At 65.9% G+C, this 22,810-nt stretch carries 20 protein-coding genes and 1 riboswitch; of the genes, 14 read left to right on the forward strand and 6 right to left on the reverse strand.

The features are described from left to right. Window positions 1-77: 77 nt before the first annotated feature. On the reverse strand, window positions 78-2,852 hold the full coding sequence (locus tag K3F48_RS20330; protein ID WP_222577270.1) for a heavy metal translocating P-type ATPase: 2,775 nt from the start codon (window positions 2,850-2,852) through the stop codon (window positions 78-80). A 25-nt stretch (window positions 2,853-2,877) separates the two neighbouring features. Beyond that, the gene (locus K3F48_RS20335) at window positions 2,878-3,354 is read right to left on the reverse strand and encodes an isoprenylcysteine carboxylmethyltransferase family protein (RefSeq protein WP_222577271.1); all 477 of its coding nucleotides are present in this window, start codon (window positions 3,352-3,354) and stop codon (window positions 2,878-2,880) included. A 391-nt stretch (window positions 3,355-3,745) separates the two neighbouring features. Here K3F48_RS20335 and K3F48_RS25020 point away from each other — a divergent pair, with 391 nt between their 5' ends. From K3F48_RS25020 to K3F48_RS20350, 3 genes are all read left to right on the forward strand, one after another. After that, complete coding sequence (locus K3F48_RS25020; RefSeq protein ID WP_370631462.1) at window positions 3,746-4,114, forward strand: DUF2946 family protein; 369 nt, start codon at window positions 3,746-3,748, stop codon at window positions 4,112-4,114. 77 nt (window positions 4,115-4,191) lie between these two features. Next, a complete protein-coding gene (locus K3F48_RS20345; protein ID WP_222577273.1) occupies window positions 4,192-6,462 on the forward strand; it encodes a TonB-dependent siderophore receptor in 2,271 nt (756 codons plus the stop codon). A 16-nt stretch (window positions 6,463-6,478) separates the two neighbouring features. Continuing rightward, the gene (locus K3F48_RS20350) at window positions 6,479-8,023 is read left to right on the forward strand and encodes a PepSY domain-containing protein (RefSeq protein WP_222577274.1); all 1,545 of its coding nucleotides are present in this window, start codon (window positions 6,479-6,481) and stop codon (window positions 8,021-8,023) included. 83 nt (window positions 8,024-8,106) lie between these two features. Here K3F48_RS20350 and K3F48_RS20355 read toward each other — a convergent pair whose 3' ends face one another. Both K3F48_RS20355 and K3F48_RS20360 read right to left on the reverse strand, forming a co-directional pair. Then, window positions 8,107-8,475 (reverse strand): hypothetical protein, encoded by a 369-nt coding sequence (locus K3F48_RS20355; RefSeq protein ID WP_222577275.1) that lies wholly within the window; start codon window positions 8,473-8,475, stop codon window positions 8,107-8,109. Window positions 8,476-8,606: 131 nt separating this feature from the next. Continuing rightward, window positions 8,607-8,948 (reverse strand): hypothetical protein, encoded by a 342-nt coding sequence (locus tag K3F48_RS20360; protein WP_222577276.1) that lies wholly within the window; start codon window positions 8,946-8,948, stop codon window positions 8,607-8,609. Between the two features lie 516 nt (window positions 8,949-9,464). Then, a riboswitch (TPP riboswitch) is annotated at window positions 9,465-9,563 on the forward strand. A gap of 58 nt (window positions 9,564-9,621) precedes the next feature. On the opposite strand from K3F48_RS20360, the gene thiC reads away from it, so the two are divergent. From thiC to K3F48_RS20380, 4 genes are all read left to right on the forward strand, one after another. After that, window positions 9,622-11,454, forward strand: a complete 1,833-nt coding sequence (gene thiC / locus K3F48_RS20365) for a phosphomethylpyrimidine synthase ThiC (protein WP_255609498.1) — start codon at window positions 9,622-9,624, stop codon at window positions 11,452-11,454. 470 nt (window positions 11,455-11,924) lie between these two features. Continuing rightward, window positions 11,925-12,182: a hypothetical protein gene (locus K3F48_RS20370; protein WP_222577277.1), complete on the forward strand. Its 258-nt coding sequence runs from the start codon at window positions 11,925-11,927 to the stop codon at window positions 12,180-12,182. Window positions 12,183-12,298: 116 nt separating this feature from the next. Further along, entirely contained in the window at window positions 12,299-13,453 is a 1,155-nt protein-coding gene (gene recF / locus K3F48_RS20375; protein WP_222577278.1) for a DNA replication/repair protein RecF, read from the forward strand. Between the two features lie 112 nt (window positions 13,454-13,565). Further along, window positions 13,566-14,756, forward strand: coding sequence for an acyltransferase (locus K3F48_RS20380; RefSeq protein WP_222577279.1), 1,191 nt, complete (start codon window positions 13,566-13,568; stop codon window positions 14,754-14,756). Here K3F48_RS20380 and K3F48_RS20385 read toward each other — a convergent pair. After that, entirely contained in the window at window positions 14,689-15,558 is an 870-nt protein-coding gene (locus tag K3F48_RS20385; protein WP_222577280.1) for a prephenate dehydratase, read from the reverse strand. The two genes, K3F48_RS20380 and K3F48_RS20385, sit on opposite strands and share 68 nt — an antisense overlap. A gap of 1,130 nt (window positions 15,559-16,688) precedes the next feature. Then, complete coding sequence (locus tag K3F48_RS20390; RefSeq protein WP_222577281.1) at window positions 16,689-17,408, reverse strand: LexA family transcriptional regulator; 720 nt, start codon at window positions 17,406-17,408, stop codon at window positions 16,689-16,691. 139 nt (window positions 17,409-17,547) lie between these two features. Between K3F48_RS20390 and K3F48_RS20395 the strand changes: the two genes are divergently transcribed. The 7 genes from K3F48_RS20395 to K3F48_RS20425 all read left to right on the forward strand — a co-directional run bounded on the left by K3F48_RS20395 (window position 17,548) and on the right by K3F48_RS20425 (window position 22,742). After that, a complete protein-coding gene (locus tag K3F48_RS20395; protein WP_222577282.1) occupies window positions 17,548-17,823 on the forward strand; it encodes a helix-turn-helix domain-containing protein in 276 nt (91 codons plus the stop codon). Window positions 17,824-17,990: 167 nt separating this feature from the next. Beyond that, window positions 17,991-18,830 carry a ParB N-terminal domain-containing protein gene (locus tag K3F48_RS20400; protein ID WP_222577283.1) on the forward strand — a complete coding sequence of 280 codons (840 nt, stop codon included), beginning with the start codon at window positions 17,991-17,993 and terminating at the stop codon, window positions 18,828-18,830. A gap of 11 nt (window positions 18,831-18,841) precedes the next feature. Then, a complete protein-coding gene (locus K3F48_RS20405; RefSeq protein ID WP_222577284.1) occupies window positions 18,842-20,758 on the forward strand; it encodes a transposase domain-containing protein in 1,917 nt (638 codons plus the stop codon). Between the two features lie 68 nt (window positions 20,759-20,826). Beyond that, window positions 20,827-21,858: an AAA family ATPase gene (locus K3F48_RS20410; protein ID WP_222577285.1), complete on the forward strand. Its 1,032-nt coding sequence runs from the start codon at window positions 20,827-20,829 to the stop codon at window positions 21,856-21,858. Further along, entirely contained in the window at window positions 21,858-22,169 is a 312-nt protein-coding gene (locus K3F48_RS20415) for a hypothetical protein (protein ID WP_222577286.1), read from the forward strand. Before K3F48_RS20410 ends, K3F48_RS20415 begins: the two co-directional genes overlap by 1 nt. Then, window positions 22,162-22,491, forward strand: a complete 330-nt coding sequence (locus tag K3F48_RS20420) for a hypothetical protein (RefSeq protein WP_222577287.1) — start codon at window positions 22,162-22,164, stop codon at window positions 22,489-22,491. The genes K3F48_RS20415 and K3F48_RS20420 overlap by 8 nt, the downstream gene beginning before the upstream one ends. After that, on the forward strand, window positions 22,488-22,742 hold the full coding sequence (locus K3F48_RS20425) for a hypothetical protein (protein WP_222577288.1): 255 nt from the start codon (window positions 22,488-22,490) through the stop codon (window positions 22,740-22,742). The genes K3F48_RS20420 and K3F48_RS20425 overlap by 4 nt, the downstream gene beginning before the upstream one ends. Window positions 22,743-22,810: the final 68 nt, after the last annotated feature.

Genomic DNA, 22,810 nt, shown 5'->3' on the forward strand with positions numbered 1-22,810 from the left:
CTTCGAGACGCCCGCTTCGCGGGCTCCTCAGGGCGAGGGTGTCGGGTTCATCCGATCGCCTTGCGCCAGCGGAGAGGCTAAGCCGCGACGCGCGCGGGATAGCCGGCTTCGGTGATGGCCTTGGCGAGCGCTTCCGGATCCTTGGGCGAAGGGGAGACCTGCACCTTGCCGGTGGCGAGATCGACGGCGACCTGCGCCTGTGGCTCGACCGACTGCACCGCTTGCGTCACATGCTTCACGCATTTGCCGCAGGACATTTCCTGAACCTCGAAAATCGTCGTCATACGAGCCTCCTCTACGTCGTCGATAGGCGAGCCTGAAGGCTCGCGGTCCATGGGGCGCGGCTCGGACCGCGAGCCTTCAGGCTCGCTTCTCGCGGCCTCGACCGGCGGACGGAAGCGGCGCAGCCGCAGCGCATTGGCCAGCACGAACACGCTCGACAGCGACATGGCGCCGGCGCCGAGCATGGGCGAGAGCAGCATGCCGTTGATCGGGTAGAGCGCGCCGGCGGCGACCGGAATCAGCACGATGTTATAGGCGAAGGCCCAGAACAGGTTTTGCGCGATATTGCGCAAGGTGGCGCGTGACAGCGCCAGCGCCGCCGGCACCTTGGACACATGGCCGGACATCAGCACGACGTCCGCCGCTTCGATCGCTATATCGGTCCCGACGCCGACGGCGATGCCGACATCGGCGGCGGCGAGCGCCGGCGCGTCATTGACGCCGTCGCCGACGAAGGCGATTTTGCGCGCGCCGCGCAGGCGCTGCAGCGCCTCGACCTTGCCGGCCGGCATCACGCCGGCGATCACCTCGTCGATGCCGAGCTTGCGGGCGATTGCGTGCGCCGTGCGCTCGTCGTCGCCGGTGATCATCGCCGTGGCGACGCCCTGCGCATGCAGAGCGGCGATGGCGGAAATGCTCGTCTCCTCCAGCGGATCGGCGACCGACAGAATGGCGGCGAGCTGGTCGTCGATGGAGATATAGAGCGGCGTCTTGCCCTCGTCCGAGAGCCGCGCCGCCGTCGCGTCGAACCGGCGCGCGTCATGTCCGAGCGCTGTCATGAAGCGGAGAGCGCCGACGGCGATTTGCCGCCCGTCGACGCGCGCCGTGACGCCCATGCCGGGCGTCGCGACAAAGTTTTCCGCCGAGCCGAGCGCAAGCCCGCGCGCCTTGGCCGCGGCGATGACGGCGCCGGCGATCGGATGCTCGGACAGCGCCTCGACGCTCGCCGCGAGCCGCAAGGCTTCGCTCGCATCGACGCCCGGCGCGGCCTCGAGATCGGTGAGCGCCGGCTTGCCGCGGGTCAGCGTGCCGGTCTTGTCGAAGGCGATCAATGTCACGTCGCGCAGGCTCTGCAGCGCCTCGCCCTTGCGGAACAAAATGCCGAGCTCGGCCGCGCGGCCCGTGCCGGTCATGATGGCGGCGGGCGTCGCGAGGCCCATGGCGCAAGGGCAGGCGATGATCAGCACCGCCACCGCGGCGACGAGCGCATAGGACACGTCGCGCTGCGGGCCGAAGGCGAGCCAGACGATGCAGGTCAGCGCGGCGATCCCCAGCACCGCCGGCACGAAGACGGCGGTGACGCGATCGGCCAGCGCCTGGATGGGGAGCTTCGCGCCTTGCGCCTGCTCCACCATGCGGATGATGCCGGCGAGCGCGGTGTCGGCGCCGACGCGCGTCGCGCGGAAGATGAAGGCGCCGGTGGCGTTGACCGTGCCGCCGGTGACCTCGTCGCCGGCGCGCTTGGCCACGGGCAGGGGCTCGCCGCTGATCATGGCTTCGTCGACATGCGACGCGCCTTCGACGACGAGTCCATCCGCGGCGATGCGCTCGCCCGGGCGGACGACGACGAGGTCGCCGACGACGACCGCCTCGATCGGCGTCTCGATCTCGGCGCCGTCGCGCTTCACCCGCGCGGTCTTGGGCTGCAGCCCGGCGAGCGCGCGGATCGCCTCCGAGGCGCGGCCCTTGGCGCGCGCCTCCAGCGTGCGGCCGAACAGGATCAGCGTGACGATGACGCAGGCGGATTCATAATAGACATTGGCGGCGCCGCTCGGCAGCAACGCCGGCGTGAATGTGGCGACGACCGAATAGAGATAGGCCGCCGATGTGCCGAGCGCGACCAGCGCGTTCATGTCCGGCCGGCCGCGCCACAGCGAGGGAAATCCCTTCGCATAGAAAGGCCGGCCGGGCCCCGCCAGCACCAGAGTGGTGAGCAGGAAGGCGATGTAGCGGGGCGGCTCGTGGCCGAGCGTGGCCATGATCCACTCGTGAAACGCCGGGATCATGTGCGCGCCCATCTCGAGGATCAGCACGGGCGCGGTCAGAGCGGCGGCGAAAGCCAAGCGCCGACGCAATTCTCTCGCTTCGGCGTCGCGGGTCTCTTTCTGCCGCTCGGCCGAGGCGCCGGCGATGTCGCGCGGCTCATAGCCGGCGTCGAGCACTGCGCGCTTCAGCGCCGGGGCGATGTCGCCGAGCGCGCGCACGCGGGCGCGCTCGGTCGCGAGATTGACCTCGGCGGAAATAACGCCGGGCATGGCGCGCAGCGCATTCTCGACATGGGCGACGCAGGAGGCGCAGGTCATGCCGCCGACGCCGATCTCGATGGTCTCGACGGCCGGCTCATAGCCGGCGTCGCTGACCGCTGTCGCCAGGGCGGCGAGATCGGCGCCGGGCGCGAGCGTGACGTCGGCGCGCTCGGTCGCGAGGTTCACCGAGGCGTCGACGACGCCGGGCGCGGCGCGCAGCGCCTTTTCGACATGGGCGACGCAGGAGGCGCAGGTCATGCCGCCGACCCCGAAAGAGAGGCGGCAGGCGGCGCCTTCATCGGCAGCGGCGCGCGCATCGGACATGGGGCTCACTCCTGGAGATGACGCTTTATAGCCAACGGCGCGTGCGCGCGACATAGGCGTCATAGTCGCGGTCGAAGCGGCGCGCGAGATGACGCTCTTCCGGCTCTATGGCGAGCTTGGCGAGAGCGATCGCCATCACCGGCGCGAGCAGCAGCAGCGTCGGCGCGGCGCAGGCGAGGCCGAGGCCGGCGACCAGCGCGACATTGCCGACATAGATGGGGTTGCGCGAGAAGCGGAACGGGCCGTCGGTGACGAGGCTGGAGACGGCGCGATCCGGCCGCACAGTGGTGCCGCGCCCCCACATCAGCCGCACGCACCAGACGTCGACGGAAAAGGCGAGGACGATCAGCAGCACGCCGATCGTCCGCGCCCAATCGGGCCAGGACGCCGGCCCGGGCAACAGCGATTCGACGAGCGCGCCGCCGCCGATGGCGCCGACCAGCAGCAGCGGCGGCCAGGGAATGCGGGAGGGCGGGGCGGTCCCGGTGTCGTCTGCGGTCATGGCGCGCCTCCTTTCGCAGTGGAGATTGCGATGGAGCCGGAAAATTGCAAGCGGCGGCTGAGGCGGGTCCGACCTCGGCGGAGGTGAGGATGGCGGCTGTCGGAATAGAAAAGCCGAGTCGCGCCAGGGGAAATCGGATCGAGGACTATATCCCCATCCCCTCGTCCTGAGGAGACCCGCGAAGCGGGCGTCTCGAAGGACGGCAATGGGGATAAGCCTTTGATTGCGCCCAACAGCCGTCCTTCGAGACCCCGCCTCCGGCGGCTCCTTGCTCAGGACGAGGATCGGGATTTTATCCTTCGCTCGATCGCTCTGCGAATCGCATTGCTCCGCCTTGACGGTGGCGTCGCGCCGTACTACAGGTTTTGTGATGCGGGGCGTCAAACGAAAAATGCGGCTTTTCTCGCGTGTTATCGCGTCGCTCGTCGTATTTTTTGTGGCGTTTCAGGGGCACGCCCTCTCCATCGGTCCCCACTTCGGCGAGCCCTCGCCCGCCGATTCGACGTGGGACGTCGTCATCGGCAGGATCTGCGCGGCGCAGCGAGACGACGCGCCTGCGCCGCTTCGCTCGCACGATCATCAGAAATGCGTATTCTGCTCCTTCCACAGCAAATGCGCGTCGACGATCCTCGATGCGGACACGCTGTCATGGGACCCGGCGACGACCGAACCGCGTCCCCGGGAACCGGAAAATCCGGACCGGCAGCCGATCGGCTGGGCCAGTTCCTGGTCCTCGCGCTCGCCTCCCTGTTTCTCCTGATCGAGCCGCGGCTTCACGCCGTCACATCGTTCTTCACTCGGCCAGCGCGCGCATAGCGTCGCGCCAGGAGAAATCTCATGTGCTCGTATGCCTTCACGCGCGGCGTCTCCGCCGGCGCGCTCACTCTCGTCGTGTTTTCCTCGGCGGCGGCGCAGGAAGCGCTGCCCACGATCGACGTCGCGGCGCAGGAGCGGCGGCCCACGCAGGGAACCGGAAAACCGGGCCTGCAGCCGCCGAACGGAAAGCTCCAGCTCGACATTCCGTCGACCGCCGGCAGCCGCCTCGGCCTGACGGCGCGCCAAACCCCGTCCTCGGTCGCCATCGTCGATCGCGCCACGATCGAATCGCGCGGGGCGCAGACGACGCAGGAAGCGCTTCAGCGCATGCCGGGCGTGATCGCCTCGGACCCGCCGGGGGCCGCCGGATCGATCAGCCTGCGCGGCTTCAGCGGGACATCCGTCACTCAGATGTTCAACGGGATCTCGCTCCAATATGACGTCATCGCCGCGCGTCCGGTCGACAGCTGGCTCTACGACCGCGTGGAGCTGCTCGGCGGCGCCTCCTCTTATCTCTACGGCCAGGGCGCGGTCGGCGGCGCGGTCAATTACGTCAGCAAGATCGCCACGCGCGGGCAGGAGCGCAACGAGGCGATGCTGATGGGCGGCATGTGGTTCAACCGCCGCGCGTCCTACGGAATCAACAAGCAGATCGATCCGAGCAATTGGGTGCAGCTCGATGTGAGCTACAAGGGCTCGGACGGCTATATGGAGAACTCGCATCACAATTCCGGCGCCGGCTCCGTGTCCTGGCTGACCGACATCGCGCCGGGCCTCTCCAACGCCATCGCCGTCGAGTTTCAGAGCGAGCAGCGCAATTCCTATTGGGGCACGCCGGTTCCTCGCCCCTCGGCTGGGAATGGCACGGTCGCCTGGGGAACCTACGGCCTGCCGGTGCTCGATCTGATTTCCGATCCGGCGATCAGGTACAAGAACTACAACGCCCGCTCGCCGGTGTTCGACCAGCAGGTGCTATGGGTGCGCGACATCGCCGAATACGAGCTCGACGCCGAGACGCGCTTCAAGAACACCTTCTATCTCTACCGCGCCGACCGCCAGTATCAGAATGTCGAGACCTACCGCTATGATGCGACGAACACGCTGCTCGAGCGCAGCGGCTCGTTTGCGACGCGGCATATTCAGAGCCTCGTCGGCGACCGCCTCGAGGCGGTGAACGAGACGAGGCTGTTCGGCCTCGAGTCGAAGTCGGTGGTCGGCATCGACTATTCGCTCAATCAGCAGACGCGCAATTCGAGCACCGAATCGGGGACCGTCGACACGGTCGATCCGTACAGCTATGTCCCGATCAAGAGTTACGAGGACAATCCCGCCGCGACGGGCTATATCGGCGGCGCGCGCAGCAAGCTCTACACGCTGGCGCTCTTTGCCGAGAATCGTTTGTCGCTCACGGAGCAGCTCCATCTCGTCACCGGGCTGCGCTGGGAGAAGATCAGCCTGGAGCGCTTCAACTTCCGCACGCCCACGGCCCCCTCCGCCGCCAATCCGTTCGGCGATCCGGCCTATTTCGGGCGGGGCTACGAGCCGTTCACCTGGCGCGCCGCGCTGATGTACGACCTGACGAAAGAGACGAATGTCTATGTCTCCTACAGCACCGCCGCCGATCCGCCATCCGGCATTTTGCTCACCAACAACGCGGGCGGCGTGCGCAATTTCGATCTGACCACCGGCTGGCAGGTCGAGGCGGGCCTGAAGACGGATTTCTGGGACGGCAAGGGCTCGGCGACGATCGCCGGCTATTTCATCGAGCGCAACAACATCACAACTCCCGACCCCGCCAATACCAGCGCCGTCATCAATGTCGGCAAGCAGTCGTCGAACGGCATAGAGGTCAATGTCGGCGTCCAGCCGCTCGAGACTCTGAGCCTGCAGGCCAACGCCGCCTGGATCGATCCGCAATTCGAGAGGTTCGACGAGGTGGTGTCGATCGGCGGCGTCTCGACGCGCGTCTCGCGCGCGGGCAATCGGCCGACGAACATGGCCCGCTGGATCGCCAATGGCTGGATCAATTGGGACTTCCTGCCCGATTGGCAATGGACCTTCGCCGCGCGCTTCGTCGGCGACCGCTTCGCCGACAACGCCAACACGATGCGCATGCCGGCTTACACGACCTTCGACACCGGCGTCTCCTGGCAGATTCTGCCGCAGGCGCGGCTGATGGCGATGGTGAAGAACTTCACCGACGCGACCTATGCCGAATGGGGCGGCTCGGCGCCGCTGCTGCGATTGGCGCAGCCGCGCACGTTCGAGATGTCCTTGAAGCTGACGTTCTGATCGAGGGGAAGCGGACATGAAGAGATATCTCTATCTCGTCCATCGCTGGCTCGGCGTCGCCTTGTGCCTGTTCATGGCGATGTGGTTCTTCTCGGGCGTCGTCATGATGTATGTCGGCTATCCGAAGCTCACCCCGTCGGAGCGCCTGTCGGCATTGCCGTCGCTCGACCCGGCGCGCTGCTGCGTCGATCTCGCGACGGCGCTCGCCGCGGCCGGGGAGCGCGAGAGCCCGCAATCGGTCCGCCTCACCACTATCGGCGACGAGCCCGTCTTTGTGTTCGGATGGGGCGCGCGCGCCGCAAATCCCGCCAGATCGGTCGCCGTGCGCGCCCGCGACGGGCGGCGCGCGACCCATGTCTCGGCCGAGGAGGCGCTGGCGACGGCGCGCGCTTTCCTCGGCGCCGAGGGCCGCTATGACGGCCTCGTCGACGAGGACCAGTGGACGCATTCGAAGGCGCTCGACGGCTTGCGTCCGCTGCATCGCGTCTACATGTCCGATCCGGATTCGACGCTTCTCTATGTTTCGGCCGTCACCGGCGAGGTCGCGCGTGACGCGACGCGAGTCGAGCGCATCTGGAACTGGGTCGGCGCATGGATCCATTGGCTTTATCCGCTGCGCGGCGGCTGGCTCGACGCCTATTGGCGCGACATCGTCGTCTATAGCTCGCTCGTCGGCACGGCGCTGGCGATCACCGGCCTCGCCGTCGGAGTCATGCGCTGGCGCTTTCGCGCGCCCTATAAGACCGGCGCGCGCACGCCCTATCGCGAGGGCGTGATGAAGTGGCATCACCTTGCCGGGCTCTTGGGCGGCGCGACGGCGGTCACTTTCGTGTTCAGCGGCCTCATGTCGATGAATCCGTGGAAGATATTCGATCTGCCGGGGTCGGCCTTCGATCCGAAGCCCTATTACGGCGGCGCGCTCGCCGCCGAGCGATTTCATCTCGAGCCGGCGCAGGCGCTGGCGCGATTCTCGGCGGACGGCCTCGCGGCGCGTGAGATCGAGCTGCGCGTCATCGACGGCGAGGGACATTACATCGCGCTCGGCGCCGGAGGCGCGACCCGCATCCTGCGCGCCGCTCCAGACGCCGCGCCTTCGGCGATGCTGCCCTTCGACGAGTTGAAGCGGCTCGGCGCGCGGCTCGTGCCCGGCGCGACAGTGACGGCCGCGACAATCATGGAGTCCTACGACTTCTATTATTTTGCGCGTGCGCCACACACCATGCACGGCAATGTCGACAAGCGCCTCCCCGTGCTGCGGCTCGAGTTCGACGACCCCGCTTCGACCTGGGCGCATATCGACCCCTATACGGGAGCGGCGCTCGGCCGGCTCGATTCCGGCCGACGCGCGAGCCGTTGGCTGTTCGCCTTCCTTCACAGCTGGGACGCTCCGGCGCTTCTGGAGGCGCGCCCGCTCTGGGACATCTTCATGATCACGCTCAATGGCGCGGGTTTCGCGCTCAGCGCGACGGGCGTCGTCATCGGCTGGCGGCGCCTGTGGCGTAAGGTCGAGCAGCGTCGACTTGTCCCCACGCTGGCGCGGCCTCCCTCGCCGGCCGAGTAGGAGGCGCGGCGCAAGAGCAATGACGGCCGGCGGCCTCTGCCCGGCGGCGATCGTCTCGCGGGCCACGCCGGCGGAGCGGGCGGTCAGCCGTTGGTTCTTTCGACGCCCTTTATCACGCGCCTCAGAGTTGTCGTGACGGCGATCACTCCGGCCACGACACATGCGACCCCCGCATTCTGTGAATTCAACTTATTTCCAAAGAGAACGAATTCCGTCATGCCCGTCCCGCCGAGGGCCACGAGTCCAAGGCCGCTCAAAGCGACGACGACGCCAAAAATCATGACGAAGGCCGAGACGAAAAACAGCACGTCATTCGCCGTTCTGCTGGTGGTCATGACCGATGCTTTCTCATTTCCGATCAAATTATTTATCGTTATCGTCACGTCGCCGATAGTGTTGATGACGATCGGCGCCTCCCTGAGGAGCACGCTCCTTTCGCCCGAAACGCTCAATCGGGGCGGCGTTCCCAGTTCTTCGACGATGCGCCGAAGATCGGCCTCCAGCCGCTCTTGCGCCGGCGATTCGGCGTCGATTTCAATATCGGACATTGAAGCTCGCCATTCGAACAGGAATGGCGAGCACTTTAGCCCAATTGCCGCGCGAGCGCTCGCGTCTTCGATTTCGCAGGGGCGCTTTCGCTCTCCTTTGGCGCGGCCGAGGGCGCGAGCTTTTCCGTCGCCTTTTTCGCGAGCTCGGTCTTCAGCTTTGCGCCCAACAGCGCAGGCGTTTGAACTTCCTGATAGACTTTGCGCTCTTCGTCGACCGACGCGATCGAGCGCCCCTTGGTCGCTTCGGCTGCGGCCCATCCGAGCAGCATCAGCGCATTCTCGATCACATCCTTGGTGGTCTGGAGATCGCAGAGCGTCTTCAGATCGTCTATCAGAGCGTTCTGCGTATCGGACAGAACGAGGTTGAACCTTGCCATGGCTATCGCTCCTCTAGCGTGACCTCTAAACAGTCGCCGCTCGGCGCGAGAGCCCTTCCTCCGCCCTTCGGCGGACCGGGGTCGTCGTCGCCCTCTGCTGGCAGGAGACGATGAAGCCGCTGCAGAGCGCAGCGCACGGACTCGTGAACACTGTCTAAGCTGGGTCGCGCAATCTGTTCGTCTTTTACGAAGCCGTCCAATGAATTTTGGGAAGACATCGATTCCTCCGTGAGCGCCGTTCGCGGCGTAGGGTGTTCGTTGGCATGGGGGTCTCCATTGGATGTCATCTCGAAATTCCGCATCGCCGTCCCTCGGGACGACTCTGCGTGACGATATGTTTAGCGTGCTTTCAGGGTATTTCAAGTGCAAAAAAGGCGCATCAGACGTGCGGAGGCGCTTTCCCACCCGCGTTCGGAGCCTGTGGCTCGGCGGTTTTGAAGCGCCGCCGGCGATCCCCTTCCGCCCTGTCGATCCCCTTCCGCCCTTGCCGCGCTCCGCCACGAGGGCTAACATCGGGGCAATGGCGAGGGGCGCCGCTCTGACCGAGCGGCTGAGAAGCACCCGTCGAACCTGATCCGGGTAATGCCGGCGCGAGGGAAGGCCAGATCGACGTCGCCCCGACGACGGGGGTGGCGTCCGTCCTCCTCGACGTGCGGTCTCGAGGAGAGCGACGATGACTCATCACGACAAGCGGCCGACGATCCCGCACAGCGTCACGACCGGCCCTATCGGCGCCTCCCGAAAAATCTATTCCGCGCCGCAGGGCCGCGACGACCTCAGGGTCCCTGGCCGCGAGATCGCGCTGCATCCCTCCGCGGGCGAGCCGCCGCTGCGCGCCTATGATTCCTCCGGTCCCTACAGCTGCGCCGAGTTTTCGCCCGACCTTGCCGCCGGCCTGCCGGCGGCGCGGCCCTGGCTGGCGACGCGCGCCGGGCTCGAGACTTATGAAGGCCGGGCGGTGAAGGCGGAGGATAATGGCTTTGTCGGCGAGGACCGGCTGGTCCCGCCATGCCCCGCGCCCCGCGCCATTCGCCGCGCCAGCGGCGCGGCGCCCGTCACGCAGCTCGAGTTCGCCCGCGCCGGCATCATCACCGAAGAGATGATCTATGTCGCCCATCGCGAGAATCTCTGCCGCGAGCACGCCGTCGCCGACGCCGCGCGGCGCATCGCGGAAGGGGAGAGCTTCGGCGCCGAGATTCCCGAATATGTGACGCCGGAGTTCGTGCGCGCGGAGGTCGCGCGCGGGCGCGCCATCATTCCCGCCAATATCAATCATCCGGAAGCCGAGCCGATGATCATCGGCCGCAATTTCCTGGTGAAGGTCAACGCCAATATCGGCAATTCGGCCATTACCTCCTCGGTCGCCGAGGAGGTGGAGAAGATGGTGTGGTCGATCCGCTGGGGCGCCGACACGGTGATGGACCTCTCCACTGGCCGCAACATCCACAATATTCGCGACTGGATCATCCGCAATGCGCCCGTGCCGATCGGCACCGTGCCGATCTATCAGGCGCTCGAAAAAGTCGGCGGCGACGCGACCAAGCTCGATTGGGAGGTGTTTTCCGACACGCTGATCGAGCAGGCGGAGCAGGGCGTCGATTATTTCACCATTCACGCCGGCGTGCGCCTCGCCCATGTGCCGCTCACGGCGAAGAGAGTCACCGGCATCGTCTCGCGCGGCGGCTCGATCATGGCGCGCTGGTGCCTCTCGCGCCATCGCGAGAGCTTCCTCTATGAGCATTTCGAAGACATTTGCGACATCATGCGCCGCTATGACGTCTCCTTCTCGCTCGGCGACGGCCTGCGTCCGGGCTCGATCGCCGACGCCAATGACGCCGCGCAATTCGCCGAGCTGGAGACGCTGGGCGAATTGACCAAGATCGCCTGGGACAAGGGCTGCCAGGTGATGATCGAAGGCCCCGGCCATGTGCCGATGCACAAGATCAAAGTGAATATGGAGAAGCAGCTCGCCGAATGCGGCGAGGCGCCGTTCTACACGCTCGGCCCGCTCGTCACCGACATCGCGCCGGGCTATGACCACATCACATCGGGCATAGGCGCGGCGATGATCGGCTGGTTCGGCACCGCCATGCTCTGTTATGTGACGCCCAAGGAGCATTTGGGCCTGCCCGATCGCGACGATGTGAAGACCGGCGTCATCACCTATCGCATCGCCGCCCATGCCGCCGATCTCGCCAAGGGCCATCCCGCCGCGCAGGAGCGCGACGACGCCATGAGCCGGGCGCGCTTCGATTTCCGCTGGGAGGATCAGTTCGACATCGGCCTCGATCCCGACACGGCGCGGCGCTATCACGACGAGACCCTGCCCAAGGAGGCGCATAAGGTGGCGCATTTCTGCTCCATGTGCGGTCCGAAATTCTGCTCCATGCAGATCACCCGCGACCTGCGCGAAGAGGCGGCCGCGATCGCCGAGCAGGAGAGGGGATTTGCCGAAAAGAGCGCTGAATTCCTGGAGAGGGGCGCGAAAATCTACGTCGAGGGGTGACGAGCGCCGCGGGCGCATCGGGAAAGAGACTCCATGATGGCCCCGGTTCCGACACGAAACTGTCGTCCATTATTGACAGCTCCGTAGAGAACGGCCTATCTGCCCACGGGGCGAGCCGCCCGAGAACAAGAAGAAGGGTCGAAACCCCTGGACTGAAGAGGGAAGGAAGAATTCGCGTCCCGGCGACGGCGGCCGCGGCCTTCGTGGAAACACGGCTTCGGCTTTCGCACTCGGCGGCGTTCCGACCGTTCGTGCGTCGCGCCCGACGACAGCGAGCGGCCGCAATGTCCCGCGCGAGGACGATAGAGCCGTCCGTGTGGCAAGGCCCGACGATGTCGGCGCCGCTCCGCCGCGCTTGCCAGAAGCGAAGAATTTCTAGACGATCATGACGCCGAGGTCACGCTGACAGGGTGGAACGCCGGCGCCAAGAAGCAAGAATGAAAGTCAAGAGAAGAAGAGGGAAGACAAAGATGAAGTTCTACGCCCTTATCGCCGCCGCCGCTCTTTTCGTCGGGGCTTCCGGCGCCGCTTTCGCGGAGTGCGACCCCAAGAAGGCCGACGTGGATGTGGACAAGCAGGCGAAGTGCTCGGAGAAGTGCGAAGACGCCTGGATCGGCGGCAAGCAGCACTATAACTCCAACCTTCCGAAGCTGAAGGCCGAGGTCACCGCCTGCTTCCAGAAGTGCGACTGCGTCGCTCACGGCGAGAAGATCCTGCAGGTCCAGTAAGGATCTGTTCCGCGCAGCGGAACGCGAATTGCCGCCGCTGGACGCGAAGGTCCGGCGGCGGATTTTTTTTGCGCCGGCCGGCGGGCGCGCATCGCCGATATGATATTGCAGACGAGATGACCAGCGCCGATCCGCCCCTCGCCCCTCGCGTGCGCCGGCTGCGGCTCTCCGAATTCCGATCCTATCCCGCGCTCGACGTCGCGGTCGAGGCGCCGCTCGTCGCGCTCTTCGGCGAGAACGGCGCCGGCAAGACCAATATTCTCGAAGCGCTGTCGCTCTTTTCGCCCGGCCGCGGCCTGCGCGGCGCGGACATCGCCGAATGCGCGCGGCGCCGAGGCGGGGGCGGCTTCGCCGTCTCGATCGATCTCGATTCCGACGGCCGCGTCGCGCAGCTCGGCCATGGTCTCGAAGCGGGCGCGCCCGGCGAGGCGGCGGCGCGCCGCTTCCGCATCGATCGCGTCCCGGTCGCCTCCGCGCGCGCCTTCGCCGATCATCTGCGCCCTTTGTGGCTGACGCCGGCGATGGATGGGCTGTTCGCCGGCCCGGCCGGCGATCGGCGGCGCTTTCTCGATCGGCTGACGCTGAGCGTCGACGCCGAGCACGGCCCGCGCGCGGCCCGGCTGGAGCGCGCCTTGCGCAACCGCAATCGCCTGCTCGCCGAGGAGTCGGCGGACAGCCGCTGGCTGACGGCGGCCGAGCGCGAAATCGCCGCGCTCGCCGTCGCCGTCGCCGCGGCGCGCCGCGACACGGTGGAGCGGCTGCGCGCGCTGATCGCGGCCGAGCGCGACGACGCCTCGCCCTTCCCCTTCGCCGATGTGTCCATCGACGGCGAGCTCGAGCGCATGGTCGGCGAGGAGCCGGCGCTGCGCGTCGAGGATCATTATCGCGGGCTCCTGGCGGCGATGCGTCGCCGCGACGCCGCCGCCGGCCGCACGCTCAGCGGGCCGCAGGCGAGCGACCTCGCCGTGCGCCACGGCCCCAAGGACGAGGCGGCGCGCGCCTGCTCGACCGGCGAGCAGAAGGCGCTGCTGACCGGCCTCGTGCTCGCCCATGCGCGCCTCGTCGCGGCGACGACAGGCGTCGCGCCGCTGCTGCTGCTCGACGAGATCGCCGCCCATTTCGATCCGCTGCGGCGCGAGGCGCTGTTCGACGAGCTGGGAAGAATCGGCGGGCAGGTGTGGATGACCGGCGCCGACCCGCATGTCTTCGATTCGCTCGCCGGCCGCGCCGATCTGCTGCGCGTGACGCCGGGGCATGTGGCGCGCGCTTGAGCAGCGCCGCTTCAATTTCCGATTAAGCTCTCGTCGCTAGCGTCGCCGCGAGGGGGTTCGCCCTGCCCGAGAGAGCGGAGCTTTCCGGAGGAACCCGGAGATGGAGCCCCGCATGCATCACCATTTCAAGGCGCTGGACGGTCTGCGCGGGGTCGCGGCGATTGCGGTCGTCGTCACGCACGCCTGGAAATTGTTGGACGTTCAGCCATTGCGGCACGGCTATCTTGCGGTCGATTTCTTTTTTTTGCTCAGTGGGTTCGTTATCGCCGTCGCATATCAGGACCGAATATCGGCGGGGTTCGGCTTCGCAGATTTCTGGAAAGCGCGGATCATTCGGCTCTACCCGCTGGTCCTCGTCGGAAGCCTGTCCGGGGCGGCGACGGCTTACTTCGTCTACGACCCTCCGCTATGGCGTCTGATGCTCGCGACATTCACGCAGGCGCTGTTCTTGCCGGCGCCGTGGGAGAACGGCCTCGGCTTCGGCCTATGGCCGCTCGATCCTCCGGCTTGGTCGCTGTTCTGGGAACTCGTCGCGAGCGCCGCCTTTGCCCTATGGATGGCGCGGGCGAGGACGACATCATTGGCTTGCGTCGCCTCGATCAGCGCTTTGGCGCTCTGCGCCATCGCGGCGAAAACCTCGACCCTCGAATTGGGCTTCACGCGCGCGACGTTTTGGGCGGGAGTATTTCGCGTGTCGTTCGCATTCACCATCGGAGTCTTGCTGTTCCGAGCCTATCGCGCGGACAGGCTTCCGAAGCTCGAGGTCCACGTCTCCATTGTCGCTTGCGCGCTGCTGGCGTTGTTCGCCTATCCAGAGCAGAGCGGGGGCGTCGAGGCGCTGTCAGCGCTCGTTATTCTCCCCGTTCTTCTTACACTCGCTATTTCTTCGCGCGGCGAAGGCGCGTTTTGGGAGTGGTCGGGACGGATTTCCTACCCGATCTACTTGTTGCATTATCCTGTGCTCGTCATTGCCGAAACGAGCGGATTTGCGACCGGAGGCATGGCGAGCCGGATCGGCGTCGCGACGCTCTATGTGTCTGCATGCCTTTGCTTGTCCGCCGTCGTGCTCGTCTTTTATGACGAGCCCTTCCGGGCTTATCTGCGACGCCGCATCGCGGGCGCGCCTGCGCTGCGGCCGTCCACGCTTCCGAGGCTTCGCCCTGCGGCCGCCGAACAGCAAGCGTCGTCGACGACCGGCGCGGTCTCGATCCCGATGAGCGCGCTCGCCCGAGCGCTCAGCCGCCGAGCTCGAAAGGCCGTTTCAGCTCCAGCCGGAAGCGATGCGCCGGATAGACGCCGATGATCTCGAGCTCCTTGGAGAAGAAGCGCAGCTCCTCGAAGGCGCGGGCGAGCGCCGGCTCCTCGGGATGGCCGTCGACATCGGCGAGGAAGCGCGTCGCCGCGAACTCGCCGTCGACCATATAGCTCTCGAGCTTGGTCATGTTGACGCCATTGGTGGCGAAGCCGCCCAGCGCCTTGTAGAGCGCCGCCGGCACATTGCGCACGCGGAACACGAAGCTCGTCATGGTCGGGCCGTTGTTCGGCGCGGCCCACTGCGGCGTCTTCGACAGAATGACGAAGCGCGTGGTGTTGTGCGCCGCGTCCTCGACATTCTCGGCGATGATGTCGAGGCCGTAGATGTCGGCGGCGAGCCGCGGCGCCAGCGCCGCCTTGCTTTTATCGCCCCATTCGGCGACCTCGCGCGCGGCGCCGGCGGTGTCGCCGGCGGTGTGGGCGGCGAGGCCGAGCTCGCGAATGGCGCGGCGGCATTGGCCGAGCGCATGCACATGGCTGTAGACGTTGCGCAGGCTCTCGCGCGTCGCGCCGCGCGGCGCCATCAGCTGAAAATGGATCGGCAGAAAATATTCGCCGATGATGTGCAGGCCCGAATTCGGCAGGAAATGATGGATGTCGGCGACGCGGCCGGCGATCGAGTTCTCGATCGGAATCATGCCGAGCGCGGCGACGCCGTCGGTGACGGCGGCGAAGGCGTCCTCGAAGCTGGCGCAGGGCAGGGGCTCGAGCTGCGGATAGGCGTCGCGGCAGGCGATGTCGGAATTGGCGCCGGGCTCTCCCTGATAGGCGATTTTCGGCTTCTTTGTCATCCAACGCATCTCCGGATCGCCGCAGCGGCGCGGCTTCGCCGCCTCACTGTTAGGGGACACATGAAACTGGAGTAGGCGGGATTACACAAGGCCACGCGGAATCACCTGGGATTGCTGGCATTAGGTTGAATTCCGGCGGGTGGCGCAAGACGGACGCTCCGGACACATGAAACCGGAGGGAGGTCCCGGCGGACACATGATCCTAGAGGACCGAGGCGGGCTTTGGAAGGGCTTCGAGTCCGACCCGAAAAGGCTTCGAGGCTAGCAAAACCGGGCCGACCGCTGACTGAGCGGCCGTTTGGCGGCGGGTCGGGAGGCATCTATGTTGGCCAGAACTTTCCCGGAAGGGGAAAGTTCTGGCCGAGACACGGAGAAGCGGCGCAAATATCGATGAAATCAAGATGATAGCTGGCCAGAAGGCTAACCGCCTTCGACGGCTAACTTTCCCCCTTTGGGGGGCAATGGATCGCCAGACAGCGCCGCGACGCGCTGCCGACCACGACTGGCACGCTCGCTCCGGCAATCACCCGCGCCAGCATAGCGCCCCAGGCGGAGAGGCAGGGGTATCCGAGCGCCCGAGCCTCGGCGGCGTTAGCCGGGGCAATGATGGCGATCTCCGCCAGCCCCCTTCGCACCGCGTCCGCCTGCACGTGCGCCGCCTCAGCCTCCTGGGCGCGCCAAGAGACGCATAACAACGCCCTCCAAAACACCCAGCCGCTCATGCATCACTACGCGATGTTTGCATGGCGATCAGCGAAGGGCTTTGACGCATTTGGACTTGTAATCCATATAGTCGGATAGTTCGACGCTCGCACTGCCGCGCCTATGCTGTAAGTCTGATAGATAATTCGCGAGAGATTGAGCAGCCATAGCGCAATTGACCTGCGCATGATCGTTCCTCGGTTGCGGAGACCAGTATTTTACCTGAGATATCCGCCTGCTAGCTTGTAAAACGAGCGCGAACTGGCCATCGGTCGACAAACGTTGAAAGTAGCGGGCCTGTCTTTCGATGTCTGTTAGGCCTGAAATCCATTCTATAGTAGAAATGACCTCCGCATTGGCTTGAGAACTCAAAGCGAAAGGCGTCGCTACAATGATCGCCACCGCGACATTCCGAGCGTAAACACGCATCATAAAGCCCTTTCCGTCCAAAAAGCGCGCCCGTGCACTCTCAAATCCCGCGAGTCGGCCACGCTCAACTCCTCATCGGGAAATAGACGCTTATCTCCATTGTCGGATTTCAGCGTGATCTTGCCGGAAATCGACTTGTGGAGGCGTTTGATCCGGACCTCGTCGCCGAGCGACACGACATAAATGTCACCGTCGACCACATCACGGCCGAGCCGATCGACCATCACCAGCGCGCGGTCGGCGATGGTCGGCACCATGCTCACCCCGCAGGATCGTATCAGCTGCGCGGCCTCCGGCGATACTCCGTGATGCCGAAAAAACGCCCGCGAGAACGGCGCTCGCCCCAGCTCCGCGGCGTCGCCATTGATCGAGCCTGCGCCGGCCGCGGCCCGAATATCCAGAATCGGCACCTGAATCGTATCGTCTGATGCGAGAACGTTTCCCCTGATCTGATCGTCCGATAGGACTGCACCTTGGCCATATACGAGCCATCGGAGCGACACTCCGGCGAAGCCCGCAATAGCGCAGAGCTTCGAGATCGACGGCTCGGAATCCCCGCCGATATAGCGACGCAGCTGCGAATCCGAAATGCCCGTGACTTTCATCGCGACCCGAACTCCACCAGCTGCGTCAATAGCTTGACCGAGGCGCTCCGCAAAACCGGGCGCCACTGATCCGCCGTCGACGTCGCCAGATAAGCCGACGATTTCACCGCACAAGGGCATTATTCACCATTTCAGCGCGACGCTTCCACAAATCCGACTTGACCTTTTCACCTTATATGATGAAATGGGGACAAGTTCGATTTGCAAATACGGTTAACACGCCGCCTCCGGCGTGTCACGGCGCGGGAGCCACATGGCCAGAGGCTGGAGCCATCAAAGGATATTGTTCGCGGTGCGCGAGCGCGGGACGACGCTCATGGCGCTCGGCCGCGAGGCCGGCTACGGCCGCACGACGCTCCACAACGCCCTGTCGAAACGCCATCCGCGCGCCCATGCCGTCATCGCCAAATTCCTCGGCGTGTCGCGCCACGAGCTGTGGCCCGATTGGTATGGCCAGAATGACGAGCTGCTGCCGCTGAAGGCGACCGCCAAGGCGTCCCGCGCTCGGCGGCGAAAGACGCGACCATGACCCGCGCCATCCCCTTCATCCGCCATTTCCTCCCGCGATCAGGTCGACAGTCCAGCGCGGAGGAAAGAGGCGCGGCGGCGGCCGCATCCTCCCGGCTCTCCCGGCCGCCGCGCCTCGCACTTCACATGCGTTCCCTTCAACCGCGTGCCCCTATGAGGTCGCCGTCCGTGGCAGAACCGCTGCGCATTCCCCTTTTCGAAATCGAATCCTCCAACCGGCTGCGGCCCGTCGATCCAGACTGGGCGGCGGCCATCGCCGGATCGATCGCCGCCAAGGGCCTCGATCAGCCGATCACCATCCGGCGCAAAGGCAACGGATATCAGCTCGTGATCGGCGGGCATCGCCTCCACGCATTCGGGATCCTCGGCCTCGAGGAGCTTATCGAGGGCGTCCATTTCAAGCTGGTCGAGCAGAGCGACGATCAGGCAGAGCTGTCAGAGATCGACGAGAATTTGATGCGCCGCGAATTGTCGGCCGTCGATCGCGCGATCTTCCTGGCGCGACGCAAGAGCGTCTGGGATCGCGTCTATCCCGAGACGACGGCGGGCGGCGACCGCAAATCACAGAAAGCGAAAGAGAAAATCAAACGGACAACATGTCCGTTTGTTCCGGAGACCTTCTCGAAGGACGCCGCCGCTAAAACCGGGCTGTCCGACCGGACCATTCGCCGCTCGATCGCGCTGGCGAATGTGGTTCCGCGCGAGGTGGTGGAGCTGATCCGCCCCACCAAGCTCGCCGACAATGCCGCGCAGCTCCGCCAGCTCGGACGCGAGACGCCGGAGAACCAGCTGCTCATCGCGCGGGCGATCTGCGCCGGCGGCGGCAAGTCGATCAGCCATGCCCGGCAGATCCTCGGCCTCGCCAAACCCTCGGAGCACGACCCGCATACGCAGATCGCCAACAAGCTGCTCGCGTTGTGGAACCGATCGTCGCCGCGGGCGCGCGAGACCTTTCTCGAGGCGATCGGCCTCGGCGAGGCCGAGGCCGAAGAAACAGAAGCGGCGTAAAGGGAAACATCATGGCGGGCGACTGGCTGACGACGACCGAGATATTGGCGCTGGGAGCGCCGTCTCTGCCGTCGCACATGTCCAAGCTGGCGGAGCTGATCTCCAGCCAGGGCTGGCGCAAGAACGCCAGCTTCGCCCGCGTGCGTTTCGGCCGCGGCGGCGGCTATGAATATCACCTCTCGCTGCTGCCGCCGGATGCGCGCGCCAAGGCGCTCGCGGCCCGCGCGACCGCCGCCGTTGAGAAAGCGAACACCGTTTCGCAGGGACTTTGGGCGGCCTTCGACCGCCTGCCGGAAAAGACCAAGGAAAAGGCCCGCCGCCGCCTCGTTGCGGTCGAGGCGGTGCAGTCCATGGGCAATGACTGCACGCGAGAGGTCGCGGTCGCCTGGGTCGCCAAAGAGTTCGATGTCTGCGCCTCCACCTTGTGGAGCTGGCTGGCGCTGGTCGAGGGCGTCGATCGCGGCGACCGCCTGCCGCATCTCGCGCCGCGTCATGTCGGCCGCACCGCCACGGCGGAATGCGACCCACGCGCCTGGGATTTTCTCGTCGCCGATTATCTGCGCGCGGAGAGCCCGGCATTCGAGCCCTGCTATCGCCGCTTGACGCGCGCCGCCGCGGCGGAGAGCTGGTCGCCGATCCCCTCGTCGAAGACGCTGCAGAGGCGGATCGAGAAAGAGATTCCGCGCGCCGCGCGCACTCTGGCCCGCTCGGGTCGTGAGGCGGCGCAGCGCATCTATCCGCATCAGCGGCGCACCAAGGCGCATTTCCACGCGGTGCAGTCCGTCAACGCGGACGGCCACAAGTTCGATGTCTTCGTGAAATGGGCGGACGGCTCCATCTCGCGGCCGATGATGGTCGGCTTTCAAGACCTCTATTCGGGCATGGTGCTCGCGCATCGCATCGACAAGTCCGAGAACAAGGAGATGGTGCGGCTCGCCTTCGCCGATGTCGTCGAGCGCTTCGGAATCCCCGAAAAGTGCTGGCTCGACAACGGCCGCGCCTTCGCGTCCAAATGGCTCACGGGCCGCCTCGCCAACCGCTATCGGTTCAAGATCAAAGACGAGGACCCGGAAGGCATCCTGCTGTCGATCGGCTGCCGCGACGTGCATTGGACGACGCCCTATCACGGGCAGGCGAAGCCGATCGAGCGCGCATGGAAGGACATGTGCGCGAACATATCCACGCATCCCGCCTTCGCCGGCGCCTACACGGGCAATAAGCCGGACGCCAAGCCCGAGAACTACGGCAAGACCGCCGTGCCGGAGCAGCGGTTCCGCGAGATCGTGGCGAGCGAGATCGCCGCGCACAACACGCGCCCCGGCCGGCGCACAGCGACCGCCAAGGGCCGCTCGTTCCAGCAGACGCTGCAGGAATCGCTCGACAATGGCGCGCTGGTGCGGCGCGCGACCAAAGAGCAGCGCCGCATGCTGCTGATGGCCGCCGAGGGCGTGAACGTCGACAAGCGCACGGGCGAGATCGCGCTGATGGAGTCGCGCTACTGGGCCGAGGAGCTGGTCGAGCATATCGGCAAGAAGGTCATCGTGCGCTTCGACCCGCAGAACCTCGGCACCGCGCTCGCCGTCTACACGCTCGACAATCGCTTCATCGCCGAGGCGCAGCCGATCGGCGACGTGCGTTTCGACGACGTCGACAAAGCGCGCGAGCACGCGCGCGTGCGCAACGACTATGTGCGCAAGCAGCGCGATTTTCTCGAGGCCAATCGTCGCCTCGACATCGATCAGGTCGCGGCGCTGCTGCCGCAACCGGAAGCGACGCCGCCCGAGCCCGCCAAGGTCACGCGCCTCGTCGCCAACGGCCCCACGCGCGGCTCCGATTGGGACGGCTCGGATGATTTCGCGCGCGGTGTCGCGCTGATGGAAGAGGGCGCGGTGCTGCCCTTCCGCAAGAGAGACGACGAGGCGGAGTGATCCGCCTCGCCGGCACGGCCAGAGCGGCACAAGCCGCCAATTAAAAGCGCAGTCGAACGAGGATTCCCATGTCAGAGATTAGTGAGCCTGCAGAAGCAAGCAATTCGGACAATACCGGATGGGGCGATCCCGCCGGAGAGCCGACGCATCTGGCCGAGAAGCCGCTCAACGAATGGCGCCGCGCGACGCGCGAGGTGCGCTCGCTCGCCGAGCAGCTCGGAATATCGATGGCGGAAGTCTGCCGCCGGGCAGACGTGCCCCAGGGGACTTTGAGCCCCTGGTATGCCGGCAATTACAACGGCAATTATCCGAACACCACCGCGCGCGTGCGCAAATGGCTCGATGCCGAGGCCACGCGCCGCGCTGCCTCCATGGCGACGCTCGCCGAGCCCGCCTTCGTCGAGACGCCGACCGCGCGCGAAGCGCTCAACGCCCTCATTTATGCGCAGTCGGCGCCGGCCTTCGTGTTGATCACGCTGGGCGCGGGCATGGGCAAATCCACAGTCTCCCGCCATGTCGTCGCGACGCGGCCGCACGCCTATCGCGTCGTCATGCGCCCTTCGACCGGCTCTGTGCACAGCATGCTCAATGTGCTGGCGACCGAGATCGGCGTCGTCGAGAGGGACCCGAAGAAGCTCGCCTACACGATCGGCGCGAAGCTTCGGCGCAATGGCCGCAACACGCTGGTGATGGTCGATGAGGCGCAGAACCTCACCGAAGCCGCGGTCAACGAGCTGCGCTACTACATGGACGAGTATGGCTGCGGCATCGCGCTCCTCGGCAATGAGGAGGTGTCCACGCGCTGGGGCCAGACGACGCCGCGCGAAGGGCAGGCGCAGCTGCATCGCCGCATCGGCATGCGCATCCGCCGGATGACGCCGCGGCAGGCCGATATCGACGCCTATGTCGACGCCTGGAAGATCGAGGACCCGGAAGTGCGCAAGCTGGCGCGGGCGATCGGCCGCAAGCCGGGCGCGCTCGGCCAGATCGCCGAGTCGCTGAAGCTGGCTGCGATCATGGCCTCCGGCGCGGGGCGGGACATCACTGCCGATGATTTGCGGCAGGCGTGGGTCAACCGCGGCGGCGAGGAGATGCGGTGATGAATCACTTTCAAGAAATCCGTCTCGATGAGGCTTTGTCGAGCTGCCTTTCCGCTCAACGCGAACTTTTCCACGGACTGTTGGATACGGAAGTAGTCGTCGAAGGCAGCAGGGGAGACGATCGAGAGTTGTTTCTCCGAAGAGTGAAATTGCTGAGAGCCCTATTTACGAATTTCCATGGATCGCTGCTCGTCCTGATCGAAGAGTTCACTGACATGAGATGCGCCGTGCGTGAGTTTCAATATGACGGCAGTCCCGAGGTCAAAGAGTCGACAGAAGTTGTCAAAGATAATGGAGGCGCGCATGGCTGACGCCTCTCCGTCCGGCCTCGCCTATGACCTGCGCGAGCTGGCGACGCTCATGCGCTGCGTCGAGAACGGCGATATGCGGCTCTCGTCGGCGATGGCGGCCGCCGTCGCCGAGCAGCTCTACAGCATCGCCGAGGAGTGCGACGCGCGGCACCAGCAGCTCGCCGCCGCCCGCCGATGGCTCGGCGCGCAGAGCTTCTCTGATCACTTCGCGCGAGACATCGCCATTCGCGAGGGCGTGCGCGCGGGGCGCATCATCGATCTCGTCGCCGTGCTCGAGCGCGAGATCGCCCGCAATACGGCGATGCGAGGAGCGGCGTCATGAGAGAGATCGCCATCACAGCGAGGCCGCTCAACTGGCGCAAATGGACCACAGCGCGCGCGCGGCGCGCGACTCTCGACCGCCTGGAGAAGATCGCGAACCTCCATGCCGAGATCGCCATGATCTGGGGCGACGTGGACGAGTCGATCGTGTCGACGGCGGAGGCGCACATCCAGGACACGAAATATGTCGCGGACGAGCTGCAGATGCATTGGGACGATAGTTTGAAGGACGACGGAGGAGCAGCGTCATGAGCGATCCCGTCGTCACCGTCGCCGATGTGCTGCAGGTCGTCGCCGAGCATTACGCCTACAGCATCACG

This window comes from Methylosinus sp. Sm6 (assembly GCF_019802345.1).
Lineage (GTDB): Bacteria > Pseudomonadota > Alphaproteobacteria > Rhizobiales > Beijerinckiaceae > Methylosinus.